Below are 16,935 nucleotides of genomic sequence, written 5' to 3'. Positions count from 1 at the left end.
GGAACGGCGGCGGCCCGCGTCGTCGGTCCCCGCCGCTACGGTCCGCGCCATGATCGACCACCTGGGTCTGCAGTGCGCCGACGCCGAGGCGGCGGCGGCGTTCTACCAGCGCGTCTTCGCGGCCTGCGGGGTTCGCGAGGCGATGCGCATCGACACCCCGGCCGGGCCGGTGATCGGGCTGTGCGGACCCGACGGGCAGCCGCAGCTGTGGACCAGCCCCGCCGAGGACACCGGCCACCGCCCGGTGCACCTGGCCCTGGCCGCGCCCTCCCGCGAGGCCGTCGACGCGGTCTTCGCCGCCGCACGCGAGGCCGGCGCGGAGGTCCTGCACGAGCCGCGGGTGTGGCCCGAGTACCACCCGGGCTACTACGGGGTCTTCCTGCGCGACCCCGACGGCAACAACGTGGAGGCGGTGCACCACGGGGCGCCGCCGCCCTGACCGTGCGGGGCGCCGCCCGGCGTGCTGGGCTGGGCGCATGCCTGCCGAGCAGCCGCCGTGGTGGACCCGTGCCGTCGTCTACCAGGTCTACCCCCGCTCCTTCATGGACTCCGACGGCGACGGGATCGGCGACCTCGGCGGCGTGCTGCTGCACCTGGACCACCTGGCCGACCTCGGCGTCGACGTCCTCTGGCTCTCGCCGGTCTACCCCTCGCCACAGGCCGACAACGGCTACGACATCAGCGACTACCAGGACATCGACCCGCTGTTCGGCTCGCTGGAGCAGCTCGACGAGCTGATCGCCGCGCTGCACGCCCGCGGCATGAAGCTGGTCATGGACCTGGTGGTCAACCACACCAGCGACCAGCACCCGTGGTTCCTGGAATCGCGCTCCTCGACGGACAACCCCAAGCGCGACTGGTACTGGTGGCGCCCGCCGCGCGAGGGCATGGCACCCGGCGCCCCCGGCGCGGAGCCGACGAACTGGCAGTCGTTCTTCTCCGGGCCGGTCTGGGAGCTCGACGAGGCCAGCGGCGAGTACTACCTGCACCTGTTCGACCGCCGGCAGCCCGACCTGAACTGGGAGAACCCGGAGGTCCGGCACGCGATCCACGAGATGATGCGCTGGTGGCTCGACCGCGGGGTCGACGGCTTCCGCATGGACGTCATCAACATGATCAGCAAGGACGTCGGCCCGGACGGGCACCTGCACGACGGCCCGCCGCTGCCCGGCTCGTCGCTGGGCGACGGGTCGGCGTCCTACCTCTGCGGCCCGCGGATCCACGAGTTCCTGCAGGAGATGCACCGCGAGGTCTTCGCCGGCCACCCCGAGCAGCTGCTGCTCGTGGGTGAGATGCCGGGGGTCACGGTGGAGCAGGCGCGGCTGTTCACCGACCCGGCCCGCGCCGAGGTGGACATGGTGTTCCAGTTCGAGCACGTGGGCCTCGACCACGGCACCTCGAAGTGGGACGTCCACCCGCTGCGGCTGCGCGACCTCAAGGCGTCGTTCGGGCGCTGGCAGGCGGGGCTGGCCGACGTCGGCTGGAACTCCCTCTACTGGGACAACCACGACCAGCCGCGCGCCGTCTCCCGCTTCGGCGACGACTCGCCCCGGTACCGGCGCGACTCGGCGACCTGCCTGGCCACGCTGCTGCACCTGCACCGGGGGACCCCGTACGTCTACCAGGGCGAGGAGCTCGGGATGGCGAACTACCCGTTCACCTCGCTCGAGGAGTTCGCCGACGTCGAGTCGCTCAACCACCACGTGCACGCCGTCTCGGCCGGCCACGACCCGGCGGAGGTGCTGACCGCGCTGCGCGCGATGAGCCGCGACAACGCCCGCACGCCGGTGCAGTGGGACGCCTCGGCGAACGCCGGGTTCACCACCGGGATGCCGTGGCTCGCGGTCAACCCCGACCACGTCGAGTGGAACGCGGCCGCCCAGCGGGACGACGAGCACTCGGTGCTGGCCCACTACCGGCGGCTGATCGCCCTGCGGCACGCCGACGACGTCGTGGCGCTGGGCGACTTCACCATGCTGCTGCCCGACCACGACGAGGTGTACGCGTTCACCCGCTCGCTGGCGGGCAGCGAGCTGCTCGTCGTCTGCAACCTCTCGCGGACGCCGTACCGGCTCGCCGAGCTGCTGCCCGAGGCCCCGGCCGCGGAGCTGGTGCTGGGCAACATGCCCGACGACGACCCCGCCGAGCTGCGCCCCTGGGAGGCCCGCGTCCTCCGCCTGCCCTGACCGGCGCGCGGCGGACCCCTCGACACGCTGCTGCGGCCGGGCCAGCATCGACGCCGAGACCCGGGAGGGGCCATGGACGACGAGGCACCGCCGCTCACCGTGGTGCGCCCGGGTGAGGGGCGCGCGGCCGACCTCGGGGACGGCCTCGGCGTGGCCTTCAAGCTGTGGGGCGCGGACACCGGTGGCTCGCTGGCCGTGGTCGAGCACCCGTTCGCGGTCGGTACCTACGTGTCGGCGCACCTGCACACGCGCGAGGACGAGTACTCGATCGTCGTCGAGGGCGAGATCGGTTTCCGGTCCGGTGACCGGGAGGCCGTGCTGGGCCCGGGCGGCTACATCACCAAGCCGCGGGGCGAGATGCACGCCATGTGGAATGCGGGCGACGCCCCGGCCCGGATGATCGAGATCATCAGCCCCGCTGGGTTCGAGCTGTTCTTCCGGGACGTCGCCGACCTCGCCGCCGCCGGGGTCACGGATCCGCAGGAGTTCGTCGCGCTCGCCGCCTCGTACGGCCTGGAGTTCGGCGAGCCCGACTGGCAGGCCGACGTGGTGCGGCGCTATGACCTCACGCCACCGGCCTGGTGAGCGACCTCCTTACGCTGTACGGGTCGCCCCTCCCGCGGACAGGTGGTCCATGGCTCCCCGTACCGACGTCGCCGCCCGCTCCGCGCTGACCCGCCGCCGCGTGCTGCAGGCCGCGGTGGAGCTCGCCGACCGCGACGGGCTGCCCGCGCTCACCATGCGGCGGCTGGCGCAGGACCTGGACGTCGAGGCGATGTCGCTCTACCACCACGTCGCGAACAAGGAGGCCGTCCTCGACGGCGTCGTGGAGGTGGTGGTCGGCGAGATCGTGGCCGCAGTGGCCGGCGTCGGCCCGGACCCGGAGGAGGACTGGCGCGCGGCGTTGCGGGCCCGCATCCTCACCGCCCGCCAGGTCCTGCTGCGCCACCCGTGGGCGCCGACGGTCATCGAGACGCGGACCGCCATGAACGCCGAGATCATCGGCTACTTCGACGGGCTCCTCGGCATCCTGCGGGCGGGGGGCTTCTCCTACGACCTCGCGCACCACGCCATGCACGCGCTCGGCTCCCGGGCGCTCGGCTTCACCCGCGAGCTGTTCGCCCCCGCCGATCCCGAGACCGGGGGTGCGGACGCGATGGCGATGCTCGAGCAGCTGGCCGACGTCTACCCGCACCTCGCCGGCATGCTCGCCGACACCGCGCACCAGGACGACGGCATGCTCGGCTGGTGCGACGACCAGGCCGAGTTCGAGTTCGCCCTCGACCTCCTGCTCGACGGCCTCGACCGGCGCGTCTCCCGGGACTGAGCTCCCGACCGGCTGGACACGCCCCCGCGCGCCCGCTACCTTACGCCGTAAGGAGGCTTACGACGTAAGGGAGACGCCATGGGAGCCGTCCGGGCCACTGCAGCGCTGGTCGTGCTGCTGGCCGCGCTGTTCGTCCAGTCCTTCCGCGCGAAGTGGCCCCCGGTGCAGCGCGCCGTCCGCCGCTTCAACCGCGACGTGACCAACCCCCGCCAGCTCGCCACGGCGGGGCAGCCGGGGGCGTACGCGGCGGTCGTGCACCACCGCGGCCGCGCCAGCGGTACCGCGTACCGGACGCCGGCGGTCGCGGTGCCCACCGGCGACGGCTTCGTCTTCGCCCTTCCCTACGGCCCGGGCGCCGACTGGGTGCGCAACGTCCTGACGGGCGGGGGCGCCACCGTCGAGCACGAGGGCCGGTCGGTACCGGTGGAGCGACCGCGCCTGGTCCCGGCGGCCGAGGCGGACCGGTTCTTCCCACCGTTCGAGCGGCGGATGCACCGCCTCTTCGGCGTCGGCGACTTCCTCCGCGTGACGGAGGCCGGCCGGTGACCGCGACCGCCGTCCCGGTGGCGGCGCCGCCGGGACCGGACCGCCGCGCCGGGCTGGTCGCCGGCACGTCGCTCCTGCTCATGGCGGTGCTCGCCGGGATGGGCTACGGCCTGGGCGTGCAGGGGCTGGTGACGCCCGGCGACCCGGCACGCACAGCCACCGACGTGCTCGCCGCCGAGGGGCTGTTCCGCGCCGGCATCGTCTGCCTGACCGCCGTGGTCGCGCTCGACGTCGCCGTGGCCTGGGCGCTGCACCGGGTGTTCGCACCGGTGGATGCCGGGCTGTCGCTGCTCGCCGCGGCGTTCCGGCTCGTCTACGCGGCCGTGTTCCTCGTCGCGATCGGCCACCTGGCAGCCGCGGCCGACCTGCTCGCGACCGACCCGGTGCTCGGCGCGGCGGCGATCGACCGGTTCGAGGCGGTCTGGAACGCCGGCCTCCTGCTGTTCGGCGTCCACCTGGTGCTCGTCGGGGTGCTGGCCACCCGCTCGGCCTGGACCCCGCGGGTGCTGGGCGTCCTGCTCGTCGTGGCCGGTCTGGGCTACGCCCACGACAGCGCCGGTGCGGTGCTCTCGGGCGGCTCCTGGCCGACCGTCGCGCTGGTCACGTTCCCGGGCGAGGTGCTGCTCGCGCTGTGGCTGCTGGTCCGCGCTCGGCGGCCGTCCCGCGGCCGGGAGGAGCGCAGACCGCCCGTGGGGTGACCGCGGGCCCTACGCTGCCGGGGCCCCCCACGAGAGGACCGCGCATGGCCTACGACGCCGCGCTCGCCGACCGCGTCCGCGACGCGCTCCCCGACGGGAGGGCCGTCCGCGAGGTGAAGATGTTCGGCGGGCTCGCGTTCATGGTCGACGAGAAGATGGTGGCCTGCGTGTCGGCCGGGGGCGGCGCCCTGCTGGTGCGCGTCTCCCGCGACCGCGACGCCGGGTACCTCGAGGCCCCCGGGGCGCGCCGGGCGGAGATGGGCGCGGGCCGGTCGATGGGCGAGGGCTGGATCGCCGTCGACGGGGACGCGCTGGTCCGGGACGAGGACCTGCGCTTCTGGGTCGACGCCGTCCTGGAGTTCAACGCGGAGCAGACGGCGCCGCGCTGACGTTCCCGGCGGCGGCCCTAAGCTCTCTCCCTCGTGGGCCGGGTCGTCGAAGCAGTGCTCCCGGCCCGCATGGGAACGCCGTTCCGCTGGCTGGTCGGCTCCTCCTGGGCCACCAACCTCGGCGACGGCATCGCCCTGGCCGCCGGGCCGCTGCTGGTGGCCGCGCAGACCAGCGACCCGTTCGTCGTCGCGCTCGCCGCGCTGCTGCAGCGGCTGCCCTGGCTGCTGTTCGGCCTCTACGCCGGGGTGCTGGCCGACCGGGTGGACCGCCGGCTGCTGGTCATCGCCGTCGACGTCGCGCGCGCCGTCGTCCTCGGCGTCCTGACCCTCGCGCTCGTCACCGGGCAGGTGACCGTGGTCGTGGTCCTGGCCGCGATGTTCCTGCTGGGCACCGCCGAGGTCTTCGCCGACACCACCTCCGGGACGCTGCTGCCGATGGTCGTCGGCCGCGCCGACCTCGGCACCGGCAACGCCCGGCTGATGGCCGGCGCGCTGACCATGAACCAGATGGCCGGTCCGGCCCTGGGCGCGGTGCTGTTCGCGGCCGGCTCGGCCTGGCCGTTCCTCGTGCAGGGGCTGTGCGTGGCGCTCGGCGCGCTGCTGCTGGTGCGCATGGCGCTGCCGCCGCTCCCCCGCACCCCCGGCGAGCGGCACGTCGGCCGGGAGATCGTCGAGGGGCTGCGCTGGACCTGGGGCAACGGCCCGGTCCGCACGCTGACGATCACCATCGTCACCTTCAACGTCACCTACGGCGCCGCCTGGTCGGTGCTGGTCCTGTACGCGACCGACCGGCTCGACCTCGGCGCGATCGGGTTCGGCCTGCTGACGACGGTGACGGCGGTCGGCGGGCTGCTCGGCACCGTGTCCTACGACTGGCTGGCCCGGCGCGCGAGCCTGGCCCTGCTCATGCGCATCGGCCTGGTCATCGAGACCTTCACCCACCTCGGGCTGGCGCTGACCACGGCGCCCTGGGTGGCGGCGGCGATCCTGTTCGTGTTCGGGGCGCACGCGTTCGTGTGGGGGACGACGTCGCGCACCGTGCGCATGCGCGCCGTCCCCGCGCACCTGCAGGGCCGGGTGGGCAGCCTCTACTACCTCGGGGTCTTCGGCGGGATCGTCGCCGGCCAGGCCGCTGGCGGGCTGATCGCCCGGGTCTGGGGCATCACCGGGCCGTTCTGGTTCGCGTTCGCGGGGTCGGCGGTCATCCTGGTGCTCATCTGGAAGCAGCTCGCGCACATCGCGCACGCCGAGGACGACGTGCCCGTCGCCGGCTGACCGTGGTGCAATGCCAGGTCGGGTCAGCTCCGGGGACGGGATGAGGACGATGCAGCACGGCACGGTCCCCTCGGTTGCCCGCCGGGCCCGCCGGCCCGGGGCGGTGCGCCGCACCTGGGCCCGCCACCCGCGGATCGGGCTCGCCGTCCGGGCGGCGGTCGCGGCGACGGTGGCCTGGGTGCTGGCGCAGCTGGTCCCCGGGCCGGTCGCCGACTACCCCTACTACGCACCGCTCGGCGCCGTCGTCGCCACGACCGCCTCCACGCTGGCCAGCTCGGTGCGCCAGTCGCTCCAGACCGTGGCCTCGATCGCCCTGGGCGCCGCGGTCGCGCTCGCCGGCGACGCGCTCGTCGACCCCCAGCTGCTGGCCCTGGCGCTGGTGGTGGCCACCGGCGTGCTGCTGGCCGGCTGGCGGCGGCTGGGCAGCGGCAGCAGCTGGCTGCCGACGGCGGCCCTGTTCACGCTCATCCTCGGCCAGGGCAACCCGACCGGGTACGTCCTCGGCTTCGCCGGCCTGACCTTCGCCGGCGCGCTCGTCGGCATCCTGGTCGCCGCGGCGTTCCCGCCGCTGCCGCTCGCCCCCGCCGACGACGCGCTGGGGGCGCTGCGCGAGACGCTCGCCGGCCAGCTCGACGACCTGGCCGACGGGCTGCGCCAGGAGCACCCGCCGACGCAGGACGAGTGGCGCGGTCGCATGCGCACCATCGACCCGCTGCTCGCCCAGATGCGAGAGGCCGTGCAGGAGACCGACGAGGCCCGACGCGGCAACCGCCGGGCCGCCCGCTACCGGCCCGCCGCCGACCGGCTGTACGAGCAGGCCCGGGCGCTGGAGCGGCTCACCCTGCTGGTCGAGGACCTCACCCTCGTGATCGCCGAGACCGAGGTCGCGGAGCACGAGCGGGTCGCGCTCGGGCCGGCGCTGCGCCCCTCCGCGGCGCAGGCGCTGGCCGCGCTGGCCGAGGTGCTCCGCTCCGTCGAGGGGGCGGCCGCCGATCCCGAGGCGGTCCGCCGTGCCGACGGCGCCGTCGCCGCGTTCGCCACCGAGCTGCGCCGGGCGCGGGCTACCACCGACGACGACCTGTTCGAGGCCGGGAACATCTTCGGCAACGTCCGCCGCTCGCTGGACGCCGTGCGCCCGCGGGAGCCGGCCGAGCACCCGGACGACGCCTGATGCTTGACCCTCGACCCGGTCGAGGCCCGACGGTGCTCCCCGTGGAGGGACGCATGCGGGGGATCGGCCGGCTGGCCCGCGACTCGGGCCTGACGGTGAGCGCGCTGCGGTTCTACGACGGCGCCGGGGTGCTCGTGCCCGCGCACGTGGACCCGTGGACCGGTTACCGCTGGTACAGCGACGAGCAGGTCGTCGCCGCCCGGCTGGTGGCCCGGCTCCGGCGGGTCGGCATGCCGTTGGCCGAGATCCGCCGGGTCGTGGCCCACCGGGACGACCCGGCCGCGGTCGACGCCGTCCTCGAGGCGCACCTGCGGCGCCTGGAGGCCGGCCTGGCCGACGCCCGTCGCGAGCTCTCCGCAGCCCGATCCCTGCTGGCCGAGGAGAGCCCGATGACCACGATCACCACCACGACCACCGCCCTGCTCGACGCGCTGCGCGGCGTCCGCTTCGCCGTCGGCACGGACCCGGGGCTGCCGATGCTCACCGGCGTGCTGCTCGACGCCGACGCCGACGCCGTCCGCCTGGTGGCCAGCGACCGCTACCGGCTCGCCGTCCGCCAGGTGCCGGGGACGCTCGCCGGCGGGCCGGTCAGCGCCATCCTGCCGATCGGTCTCGTGGACGAGCTCCTCGGGACGGCTGCGGACGGCCCGGCCACCGTGCGGGTGGACGGGGACGACGTCGTGGTGGAGGCGGGCGGCCGGGCGCACACGGCCCGGCGGGTGGACGCCGGTTTCCCCGACTACCGGCGGGTGCTGCCGGAGGGTGCCGCCCGGCGGGTGGAGCTCGACGTCGACCGGTTCCGCGCGGAGGTCGCCGCCGCGCCCAGCCGCACGGTGCGCCGCCCGGAGGACGGCGCCGAGCAGACCGCGGCCGTGCTCACCCTCGGCGACGTCGAGGTGGGCGTGGACCGCGCGTTCCTGCTGGAGGCGCTCGACGCGGAGGGCGCCGGGCAGCTGGTGCTCCACCTCGACGGGCCGATCTCGCCGCTGGTGCTGCGCTCGCCCGACCGTGCGGGCGACGTCAGCATGCTCATGCCGATCGCGCTGGGCTGATCCACCGCCGCTGTGCACTTGCCGGGGTCACGCGCGCCCGCGTGACCCCGGCAGGTGCACAGTCCTCAGCCGAGGGGTGAGCGGGGCAGCAGGCGGTCGCTGATGATCCGCTTCTGGATCTCGCTGGTGCCCTCGAAGATCGTGGTCAGCCGGGCGTCCCGCCAGTGCCGCTCCACCTGCCGCTCGGTGGTGTAGCCGTTGCCGCCGTGCAGCTGCATGGCCTGGTTGGTCACCCGCACCGACATCTCGGTGGCCTCGAGCTTCACCATCGACGCCTCCTTGGCGACCGGCAGCCCGAGGTCGAGCAGGTGGGCGACCTGCCGGTAGAAGGCCCGGGACTGCTCGATCTGCGAGGCCATCTCGGCGACGGCGAACCGCAGCGCCTGGAAGTCGCCGATCGGGTGGCCGAACTGCTCGCGCTCCTGCAGGTAGCGGATCGAGTCCTCCAGCGCGGCCCGCGCCAGCCCGACCGCCCGCGCCGCGGTGTGCACCCGCGCGGTGTTGAGGAACTTCTGCGCCTCGGCGAAGCCCGCCTGCTTCGCCTCCTCGCCCTCGGCGTCGCTGTCCTCGCGGGCGGCCTTGGCCTGGTCGATGACGTTGTCCTTGGGGATGCGGACGCCGTCGAAGGTGAGGTCCCAGGTCAGGAAGCCGTGGTAGCCGATCTTGTCGATGGGGGAGCCGGTCAGCCCCTCGGGGAACGCGCCGCGCTCCTTCTCCAGCAGCAGGTTGAGCAGCCCGGCCGAGCGCGACTCCCCCGGCTCGGGATCGCGCTCGCGCACCAGCACCTGGATGAAGTCCGCGGCCTCGGCGTTGCCGCACCACCGCTTGCGGCCGGTGACGACCCACTCGTCGCCGTCGAGGACCGCGCGGGTGGAGACGCCGGCCAGGTCGGAGCCGGCGTCGGGCTCGGAGAGCGCGATCGCACCGATCCACTCGCCGCGGGCGCTGCGGGCCATCAACTCGTGCCGGCGGTCCGCGTCGGGCACCGCCGTCCCGAGGCCCTGCGAGCGGGCCAGGATGCTGGCCGTCGACATCCAGGCGCGGGCGAGCTCCTCGCTGACCATGCAGTACTCGAAGACGCCGAGGCCCATCCCGCCCTGCTCGGCGGGCACGGTGATGCCGAAGTAGCCCAGCTCGGCGAGCCTGGCCAGCAGCGACGCCGGGATGAGGCCCTTCTGCGGGTCGAGCTCGTCCGCGACCGGCAGCACCTCCTCCATCGCGAACCGGCGCGCCTGCTCCTGCAGCGCCTCCCGCTCCGGGGTGTGCCACGGTGGCAGCAGCGCGGGCGGCTGCGGCTCGAGGATCTCGTCGGCGGTCGGCATGGCTCGTCCTCCTCGTCGAGGGCGGTGATCACTGCACCCTGGCGGCAGGACCTTCCCCCCGCGCAGCCGGCTCATCCGCCGAGGTGATCACTGTCACCGGGCGGTTGGTGCACGAACCGTCGGGGCGGAAAGTGCACAAACCGTCGGGGCGGAAAGTGCACTAACCGCCCGAGCGCTGGCGGGCGAGCTCGATGTAGTACTCGACCAGCGAGGCGTCGTCCACGGTGCCGGTGTTGACCGCCTTCGCCGGGTCCACGCCCTGGAACAGCCGCTTGAGCGGCACCTCCAGCCGCTTCCCGGTGCGGGTGTGCGGCACCCCGGGGACGGCGATCACCTCGTCCGGCACGTGCCGCGGGGAGGCCTGCTCGCGGATCGCCGACCGCAGCCGCCCGACCAGGTCCTCGGTCAGCTCGGTCCCGGGCGCGAGCTGCACGAACAGCGGCATCCAGTAGCCGCCCTCGGGCAGTTCCACGCCGAGGACGACGCAGTCGAGCACCTCCGGGAAGGCCTCGACGGCGGCGTAGATGTCGGCGGTGCCCATCCGCACGCCGCCGCGGTTGAGCGTGGAGTCCGACCGGCCGGTGATGACGCAGGTGCCGCGCTCGGTGATCTCCAGCCAGTCGCCGTGCCGCCAGACGCCGGGCCACGGCTCGAAGTAGGCGGCCCGGTAGCGGGCGCCGTCCGGGTCGTTCCAGAAGTAGAGCGGCATCGAGGGCATCGGCTCGGTGACCACGAGCTCACCCAGCTCCCCCACCACGGGCCGGCCCTGCTCGTCCCACGACGCCACGGCGACGCCCAGGTTGGGCCGCTGCAGCTCCCCCGCCGTCACCGGCAGCAGCGGGCTGGACCCGATGAAGCCGGTGGCGACGTCGGTGCCGCCGGAGGCCGACGTCAGCTGCAGGTCGCTGCCCACGGCGTCGTAGACCCAGTGGTACGAGGACGCAGGCAGCGGCGACCCGGTGCTGGCCAGCACGCGCAGCGCCGAGAGGTCGTGGTCGTCGCGGGGGCGGACGCCGGCCTTCTGGCAGGCGGCCAGGTAGCCGGGGCTGGTGCCCAGCACGGTCGTCCCGAGCCGGGCGGCGAGCGCGAACTGCGCATCCACGGTCGGGTACGCCGGGGCGCCGTCGTGCAGGATCGCCGTCGCCCCGGAGAGCAGCGACGACACCACGACGTTCCACATCATCCAGGCCGTCGAGGTGTACCAGTAGAAGCGGTCGCCGGGGGCGAGGTCCTGGTGCAGCCGGCCGGACTTCAGCTGCTCCAGCACCACCCCGCCGTGCCCGTGCACGATCCCCTTGGGCAGGCCGGTGGTGCCCGACGAGTAGACGATCCACAGCGGGTGGTCGAACGGCGTCGGCTCGAACACCGGGTCCTGACCCTCGGCCACGGCGTCGACCCAGGCCAGGGCGCCGTCGGGCACCTCGTCGGGGAACAGCCGCGGGACGGCGACCGTCGTCCGCACCGAGGGCAGCGCCTCCCGCAGCTGCGCGACGACCTCCCGCCGGTCGTGCTCCCGCCCGTTGAACCGGTACCCGTCGACGGCGACCAGCACGGTCGGCTCGATCTGCGCGAACCGGTCGAGGACGGCGCGGGTGCCGAAGTCCGGCGCGCAGGAGGACCACACCGCCCCGACCGCGGCGGCGCCCAGGAAGGCGACGACGGTCTCGGGCACGTTGGGCAGGTAGCCGGCCACCCGGTCGCCGGGGCGCACGCCGAGCCGGCGCAGGGTCGCGGCGAAGGCACCCACCCGGGCGCGGAGCTCGGCCCACGGCACTTCGACGGGCTCGGTGTCCTCCGCGACGGCGATCAGCGCGGGCCGGTCGTCGGCGGCCTGGCGGAACACCTGCTCGGCGTAGTTCACCGTCGTGCCGGGGAACCAGACCGCGCCGGGCATCCCGCGAGAGGGGAGCACCTGCTCGTCGGGGACGTCGAGGACACCGGTCCAGCGCGCGAGGTCGCCCCAGAACTGGTCGAGGTGCTCCACCGACCAGCGCCAGAGGGCGTCGTAGTCGACGGGGTCGCCGAAGGTCACGCCCCGGCGCGCGGCCACGTCGGCGGCGAAGGCGGCCATGCGGGTGCCGGCGATCGAGGCGGCGGAGGGACGCCAGAGGATCTCGGTGGTCTCGGTCACGCCCGCACCATGCCATCCTGGGCGCCCGCCGACCACGCCCCCTCGAGGAGTGCCCGTGCAGCCCGACCCCGCGGACGAGCTGAATGTGCTCGGTGGACCGCTCGAACCGTGCTCGACCGACCCGCTGACCGGCTTCTACCGCGACGGGCACTGCACCTCGGGGCCGGAGGACGTCGGCTCGCACACCGTCTGCGCCGTCGTCTCCACCGAGTTCCTGGCGCTGCAGCGGGAGCTGGGCAACGACCTGTCCACCCCGCGCCCGGAGTACGGCTTCCCGGGGCTGCGGCCGGGCGACCGCTGGTGCGTCGTCGCCACCCGGTGGCTGCAGGCCTACCAGGCGGGGGCGGCCGCGGGCGTGGTGCTGGCCTCGACCAACGCCCGCGCCCTCGAGGTGGTGCCGCTGGCGGCGCTGCGCCGGTACGCCGTCGACGTGCCCGACGACGTCAGCGGCCTGGGGTGAGCGCCCCGGGCCAGGAATGAACGCCCGGCCGGAGGCGCTGCCGCGCGGCATGGACGACCTCCTCGACACGCCCCTGACCACGCTGCAGGGCAGTACCACCACGCTGCGGGAGCTCACCGGCGGGTCGCCGGCGCTGGTGGTGAACGTGGCCAGCCGGTGCGGGCTCACCCCGCAGTACACCGCGCTCGAGGCGCTGCACGAGGAGTACGGGCCGCGCGGGTTCAGCGTCGTCGGGGTGCCCTGCAACCAGTTCATGGGCCAGGAGCCCGGCACCGCCGAGGAGATCGAGCAGTTCTGCTCGGCCACCTACGGCGTCACCTTCCCGCTGACGGAGAAGACCGAGGTCAACGGTCCGGGCGCGCACCCCCTCTTCCAGCGGCTGACCGCGGTGCCCGACCTCGACGGCACCGCGGGCGACGTCCAGTGGAACTTCGAGAAGTGGGTGCTCGACGGGACCGGCCGCGTCGTCGCCCGCTTCCGCCCGCGCACCGAGCCCGACTCCCCCGAGGTGCGCGCGGCGATCGAGTCGGTCCTCCCCGGCTGACCCGGCGCGGGCGGGCGGGAGCACCTAGGTTCGCCCCATGGCCGATCTGCGCTTCTGGTTCGACCCGGTCTGCCCCTTCGCCTGGATGACCAGCAAGTGGGTCCGGCAGGTGAGCGCGCAGCGGGAGTACGACGTCGAGTGGCGGTTCATCTCGCTGCGGCTGCTCAACGCGCACGTGGACTACGCCACCCACTTCCCGCCCGAGTACGAGGCCGGGCACACCGCCGGGCTGCGGCTGCTCCGCGTCGCCGCCCACGTGCGCGACGACCACGGCAACGAGGGCGTCGCCCGGTTCTACGAGGCGTGCGGCCGGCGCGTCTTCGAGCGCGGCCCCGAGGGCGACCGGGCGGAGCGGGGGACGACGGAGTTCGTCGCACCCGTGCTCGCCGACGCCGGGCTCCCCGCCGACCTCGCCGACGCGCTGGAGGACGGCGGCCGCGACGCGCAGATCCAGGCCGAGACCGACGAGGCCCTCGGCCTGGCCGGCAAGGACGTCGGGACGCCGATCCTGCACTTCCGGCCACCGGAGGGCGTCGCGTTCTTCGGGCCGGTCATCAGCCGGCTGCCCGCCGAGGACGAGGCCGTCGCGCTGTGGGACCACGTCGTCGGGCTGGCCTCGTTCCCGGGGTTCGCCGAGCTGAAGCGCAGCCTGCGCGAGCGCCCGCAGCTGCCCGCGTTCGGGGTGCAGCCGGGCGAGGTCGGGCAGCAGGAGGACTGGCACGGGGGCAGTCGCCGGCAGAAGCGCTGACCTCCCGGCGGGGCTGGTCGGCCCGGCAGCCCTGACGGGACCGGCGGAGCGAGGCTAAGGTAAGCCTTATCTGACCAAGCCGTCCGTCCCGGGAGCTGCTCGTGGCCACCACGGTCGACGTCCCGGCGCGGGGCTCGGCGCGACCTCCGGCGACGGCGCTGCGCGCCCGACGGCTGGGCACGCTGCTGCTGCTCCTGGTGCTCGTCGTCGCCGCGGCGCTGGCCAGCATCGCGATCGGCACGCGGTCCATCGGCCTCCCCGAGGTCTGGCGCTCGCTGCTCGACCCCTCCCTCTCCGGCGAGGAAGCGGTGATCGTCCGGCAGCTGCGCGTCCCGCGCACGGTGCTGGGGCTCATGGTCGGCGCGGCGCTCGGCCTGGCCGGGGCGCTCATGCAGGGCCACACCCGCAACCCGCTGGGCGACCCCGGGCTCCTCGGCGTCACCGCGGGCGCGAGCCTCGCCGTCGTCCTGGCGATCACGCTGCTGGGCGTCGGCACCCCCGCCGGTTACGTCTGGTTCGCCTTCGCGGGGGCGCTGCTCGGCACCGTGCTCGTGTACGCCATCGGCTCCGCCGGGCGGGGCGGGGCGACACCGGTCACCCTCGCCCTCGCCGGCGCGGCGCTGTCCGCGCTCATGTACGCCCTGGTGCGCGCCGTCCTGGTCAGCGACCAGCAGACGCTGGACAGCTTCCGCTTCTGGGTGGTCGGCTCGCTGGCCGGGCGGGACGCCTCCGTCGCCACCCAGGTCGCCCCCTTCCTCGCCGTCGGCCTCGTGCTGGCCCTGGTCAACGCCCCCGCGCTGAACCTGCTCGGCCTCGGCGAGGACGTCGCCCGCGGGCTGGGCCAGCGCATCTGGCTGGCCCGCTCGGTCGGCCTGGCCGCGATCACCCTGCTCTGCGGGGCCGCCACCGCCGCCTGCGGGCCGATCGCGTTCGTGGGGCTGGTCGTGCCGCACGCCGTCCGCGCGCTCACCGGCCCCGACCACCGCTGGCTGCTGCCCTGCTCCGCGCTCGCCGGCGCCGCGCTGCTGCTGGTCGCCGACGTGCTCGGCCGCGTCCTGGCCCGCCCCGGCGAGCTGCAGGTCGGCATCGTGCTCGCCCTGGTCGGCGCCCCGTTCTTCATCGCGCTCGTGCGCCGCAGCCGGACGGTGCGGCTGTGAGCGTCGAGGCCCCGGCGCCGCCCCGGCTGCGGCCCGGGCGCGTGCTGCGCGCGGGCCCCGTCTCGGGGCTGCTGCGCTGGCAGCAGGTCGTCGTGCCGGTGGCCGGGTTCGCCGTGCTGGTGCTGGCCGCCGCGCTCAGCATGGGCCGCGGCGACTTCCCGATCGGCGTCGGCGACGTGCTGCGCACCCTCGTCGGCCTGGGCGAGGGGCCGCAGCAGTTCATCGTCCTGGGGCTCCGGGCCCCGCGGGTGGTGGTCGGCGCCCTCGTCGGGCTGGCCCTCGGCGTCGCCGGCGCGCTCTTCCAGACCTTCGCCCGCAACCCGCTGGCCTCCCCCGACACCCTCGGCATCACCATGGGCGCCTCCGTGGGGGCGGTGGCCGCGATCGTGCTGAGCGGCGGCTCCTCCGCCGGGGCGGTCCTGGGCGGGCTGGGCGTGCCGCTGGCCGCCCTGCTGGGCGCGCTCGTCACCGGTGCGCTGCTGTTCGCGCTGACCTGGCGGGCGGGGGTCGACGGGTACCGACTGGTGCTCATCGGCATCGCGCTGTGGTCGGCGGGCACCGCGCTCACCGACTGGCTGCTCACCAACGCCGAGATCTACGACGCCGCGTCGGCCTACGTGTGGATCACCGGCTCGCTGAACGCCCGCACCTGGGACGACGTCCTGCCGCTCGGCGTCGCCGTCGCGGTGCTGCTGCCGCTCGCGCTGGCGGCCGGGCGAGTGCTCGGCGTCCTCCAGTTCGGCGACGACACCGCCCGGGGCCTGGGCGTGCGGGTGTCCGCGGCGCAGGCCGCCGTCGTGCTGCTCGCCGTCTTCCTCGTGGCGTTCGCCGTCTCGGCCGCCGGGCCGATCACCTTCGTCGCCCTCGTGGTCCCGCAGATCGCCGTGCGGCTCACCGGCGGCTCGCGGCCGCCGCTGGTGGCGTCGGGCGTGCTCGGCGCGCTGCTCGTGGTGGCCGCCGACCTGGTCACCCGCACCGTGCTCCCCCAGGCGCTGCCCGTGGGCATCCTGACCGCCGCCATCGGCGCCCCCTACCTGCTCTGGCTCCTGGTCCGTGGAAGGCGGCGAGCGACGCTGTGACCCTCGACACCGGCACCGAACTGCTGCACCGCGCCGCCCTCCCCGGTGAGCCGCCGCGGGTGCGGCTGGCCGCCGAGCACGTCCGGCTGGCCTACGACGAGCAGGTCGTCGTCGACGACCTCGACCTCGAGCTGACCGAGGGCTCGTTCACCGCCATCGTCGGGCCGAACGGCTGCGGGAAGTCGACGCTGCTGCGGGCGCTGGGCCGGCTGCTGCGGCCGACGAGCGGCCAGGTGCTGCTCGACGGGCGGGCCATCGCGCGCACGCCCACGCGGGAGGTGGCCAAGGTGCTGGGCCTGCTGCCGCAGACGCCGGTCGCGCCCGAGGGGCTCACCGTCGGCGACCTCGTGGCCCGGGGCCGGCACCCGCACCAGAGCTGGCTGCGGCAGTGGTCGCGCGACGACGAGGCCGTGGTGGCCGAGGCGCTGGCCTGGACGGACATGTCCGACCTCGCGGGCCGGCCCGTGGACGCGCTCTCCGGCGGCCAGCGGCAGCGGGCCTGGATCTCGATGGCGCTGGCCCAGGGCACCGACCTGCTGCTGCTCGACGAGCCGACGACCTACCTGGACCTCTCGCACCAGATCGACGTGCTGGACCTGGTGGCCCGGCTGCACGCCGAGCGCGGCCGCACCGTCGTCGTGGTGCTGCACGACCTGAACCTGGCCGCCCGGTACGCCCAGCGGCTGGTGGCGATGAAGGGCGGCGCGCTGGTGGCCTCGGGCACGCCCGCCGAGGTGCTCACCGAGGAGCTCCTCGCCGGCGTCTTTGACCTCGAGGCACGGGTGATGGCCGACCCGGTGACGGGGACGCCGATGGTCGTCCCGGTGCGCCGGCTGCGCTGAGGCCCCGG

18 protein-coding genes are annotated in these 16,935 nt (G+C 75.0%); 16 read left to right on the top strand and 2 right to left on the bottom strand.

The features are described 5' to 3' along the window. The first annotated feature begins 49 nt into the window (after positions 1 to 49). The 10 genes from E9529_RS01695 to E9529_RS01645 all read left to right on the top strand — a co-directional run bounded on the left by E9529_RS01695 (position 50) and on the right by E9529_RS01645 (position 8,644). A complete protein-coding gene (locus tag E9529_RS01695; RefSeq protein ID WP_236829377.1) occupies positions 50 to 439 on the top strand; it encodes a VOC family protein in 390 nt (129 codons plus the stop codon). Positions 440 to 476: 37 nt separating this feature from the next. Continuing rightward, entirely contained in the window at positions 477 to 2,186 is a 1,710-nt protein-coding gene (locus tag E9529_RS01690) for an alpha-glucosidase (protein WP_236829376.1), read from the top strand. A gap of 72 nt (positions 2,187 to 2,258) precedes the next feature. Continuing rightward, complete coding sequence (locus tag E9529_RS01685) at positions 2,259 to 2,771, top strand: cupin domain-containing protein (RefSeq protein ID WP_236829375.1); 513 nt, start codon at positions 2,259 to 2,261, stop codon at positions 2,769 to 2,771. 49 nt (positions 2,772 to 2,820) lie between these two features. Next, positions 2,821 to 3,513: a TetR/AcrR family transcriptional regulator C-terminal domain-containing protein gene (locus E9529_RS22345; RefSeq protein WP_304505553.1), complete on the top strand. Its 693-nt coding sequence runs from the start codon at positions 2,821 to 2,823 to the stop codon at positions 3,511 to 3,513. A gap of 78 nt (positions 3,514 to 3,591) precedes the next feature. Continuing rightward, positions 3,592 to 4,059, top strand: coding sequence for a hypothetical protein (locus E9529_RS01670; RefSeq protein WP_236829374.1), 468 nt, complete (start codon positions 3,592 to 3,594; stop codon positions 4,057 to 4,059). Next, positions 4,056 to 4,757 (top strand): DUF4386 domain-containing protein, encoded by a 702-nt coding sequence (locus E9529_RS01665; RefSeq protein WP_236829373.1) that lies wholly within the window; start codon positions 4,056 to 4,058, stop codon positions 4,755 to 4,757. The genes E9529_RS01670 and E9529_RS01665 overlap by 4 nt, the downstream gene beginning before the upstream one ends. Positions 4,758 to 4,801: 44 nt before the next feature. Next, positions 4,802 to 5,146, top strand: coding sequence for a TfoX/Sxy family protein (locus tag E9529_RS01660; protein WP_236829372.1), 345 nt, complete (start codon positions 4,802 to 4,804; stop codon positions 5,144 to 5,146). A 69-nt stretch (positions 5,147 to 5,215) separates the two neighbouring features. Then, complete coding sequence (locus tag E9529_RS01655) at positions 5,216 to 6,421, top strand: MFS transporter (protein WP_236829371.1); 1,206 nt, start codon at positions 5,216 to 5,218, stop codon at positions 6,419 to 6,421. Between the two features lie 49 nt (positions 6,422 to 6,470). Further along, on the top strand, positions 6,471 to 7,592 hold the full coding sequence (locus tag E9529_RS01650; RefSeq protein ID WP_236829370.1) for a hypothetical protein: 1,122 nt from the start codon (positions 6,471 to 6,473) through the stop codon (positions 7,590 to 7,592). A 41-nt stretch (positions 7,593 to 7,633) separates the two neighbouring features. Further along, positions 7,634 to 8,644 (top strand): MerR family transcriptional regulator, encoded by a 1,011-nt coding sequence (locus tag E9529_RS01645; protein ID WP_236829369.1) that lies wholly within the window; start codon positions 7,634 to 7,636, stop codon positions 8,642 to 8,644. A 65-nt stretch (positions 8,645 to 8,709) separates the two neighbouring features. On the opposite strand, the gene E9529_RS01640 is transcribed toward E9529_RS01645, so the two are convergent. Then, positions 8,710 to 9,966: an acyl-CoA dehydrogenase family protein gene (locus tag E9529_RS01640; protein ID WP_236829368.1), complete on the bottom strand. Its 1,257-nt coding sequence runs from the start codon at positions 9,964 to 9,966 to the stop codon at positions 8,710 to 8,712. A 160-nt stretch (positions 9,967 to 10,126) separates the two neighbouring features. After that, positions 10,127 to 12,097 (bottom strand): acetoacetate--CoA ligase, encoded by a 1,971-nt coding sequence (locus tag E9529_RS01635; RefSeq protein ID WP_236829367.1) that lies wholly within the window; start codon positions 12,095 to 12,097, stop codon positions 10,127 to 10,129. A gap of 55 nt (positions 12,098 to 12,152) precedes the next feature. On the opposite strand from E9529_RS01635, the gene E9529_RS01630 reads away from it, so the two are divergent. From E9529_RS01630 to E9529_RS01605, 6 genes are all read left to right on the top strand, one after another. Beyond that, positions 12,153 to 12,557 carry a DUF2237 family protein gene (locus E9529_RS01630; protein WP_236829366.1) on the top strand — a complete coding sequence of 135 codons (405 nt, stop codon included), beginning with the start codon at positions 12,153 to 12,155 and terminating at the stop codon, positions 12,555 to 12,557. A 16-nt stretch (positions 12,558 to 12,573) separates the two neighbouring features. After that, positions 12,574 to 13,101: a glutathione peroxidase gene (locus tag E9529_RS01625; protein ID WP_236829365.1), complete on the top strand. Its 528-nt coding sequence runs from the start codon at positions 12,574 to 12,576 to the stop codon at positions 13,099 to 13,101. 37 nt (positions 13,102 to 13,138) lie between these two features. Beyond that, positions 13,139 to 13,849: a hypothetical protein gene (locus E9529_RS01620; protein WP_236829364.1), complete on the top strand. Its 711-nt coding sequence runs from the start codon at positions 13,139 to 13,141 to the stop codon at positions 13,847 to 13,849. 101 nt (positions 13,850 to 13,950) lie between these two features. Then, entirely contained in the window at positions 13,951 to 15,006 is a 1,056-nt protein-coding gene (locus tag E9529_RS01615) for an iron ABC transporter permease (protein WP_236829363.1), read from the top strand. Then, a complete protein-coding gene (locus E9529_RS01610) occupies positions 15,003 to 16,085 on the top strand; it encodes an iron chelate uptake ABC transporter family permease subunit (protein WP_236829362.1) in 1,083 nt (360 codons plus the stop codon). The genes E9529_RS01615 and E9529_RS01610 overlap by 4 nt, the downstream gene beginning before the upstream one ends. After that, positions 16,082 to 16,927 carry an ABC transporter ATP-binding protein gene (locus tag E9529_RS01605; protein WP_308195243.1) on the top strand — a complete coding sequence of 282 codons (846 nt, stop codon included), beginning with the start codon at positions 16,082 to 16,084 and terminating at the stop codon, positions 16,925 to 16,927. The genes E9529_RS01610 and E9529_RS01605 overlap by 4 nt, the downstream gene beginning before the upstream one ends. Positions 16,928 to 16,935: the final 8 nt, after the last annotated feature.

The organism is Blastococcus sp. KM273128 (assembly GCF_021698975.1).
Lineage (GTDB): Bacteria > Actinomycetota > Actinomycetes > Mycobacteriales > Geodermatophilaceae > Blastococcus.
This window is presented reverse-complemented; position numbering and strand designations above follow the sequence as displayed.

Excerpts from the sequence above, each read along its gene's own strand:
- E9529_RS01670 (WP_236829374.1), top strand. The coding sequence starts at position 3,592 with ATGGGAGCCGTCCGGGCCACTGCAGCGCTGGTCGTGCTGCTGGCCGCG.
- E9529_RS01655 (WP_236829371.1), top strand. The coding sequence starts at position 5,216 with ATGGGAACGCCGTTCCGCTGGCTGGTCGGCTCCTCCTGGGCCACCAAC.
- E9529_RS22345 (WP_304505553.1), top strand. The coding sequence starts at position 2,821 with ATGGCTCCCCGTACCGACGTCGCCGCCCGCTCCGCGCTGACCCGCCGC.
- E9529_RS01660 (WP_236829372.1), top strand. The coding sequence starts at position 4,802 with ATGGCCTACGACGCCGCGCTCGCCGACCGCGTCCGCGACGCGCTCCCC.
- E9529_RS01640 (WP_236829368.1), bottom strand. The coding sequence starts at position 9,966 with ATGCCGACCGCCGACGAGATCCTCGAGCCGCAGCCGCCCGCGCTGCTG.
- E9529_RS01625 (WP_236829365.1), top strand. The coding sequence starts at position 12,574 with ATGAACGCCCGGCCGGAGGCGCTGCCGCGCGGCATGGACGACCTCCTC.
- E9529_RS01690 (WP_236829376.1), top strand. The coding sequence starts at position 477 with ATGCCTGCCGAGCAGCCGCCGTGGTGGACCCGTGCCGTCGTCTACCAG.
- E9529_RS01695 (WP_236829377.1), top strand. The coding sequence starts at position 50 with ATGATCGACCACCTGGGTCTGCAGTGCGCCGACGCCGAGGCGGCGGCG.
- E9529_RS01620 (WP_236829364.1), top strand. The coding sequence starts at position 13,139 with ATGGCCGATCTGCGCTTCTGGTTCGACCCGGTCTGCCCCTTCGCCTGG.
- E9529_RS01650 (WP_236829370.1), top strand. The coding sequence starts at position 6,471 with ATGCAGCACGGCACGGTCCCCTCGGTTGCCCGCCGGGCCCGCCGGCCC.
- E9529_RS01685 (WP_236829375.1), top strand. The coding sequence starts at position 2,259 with ATGGACGACGAGGCACCGCCGCTCACCGTGGTGCGCCCGGGTGAGGGG.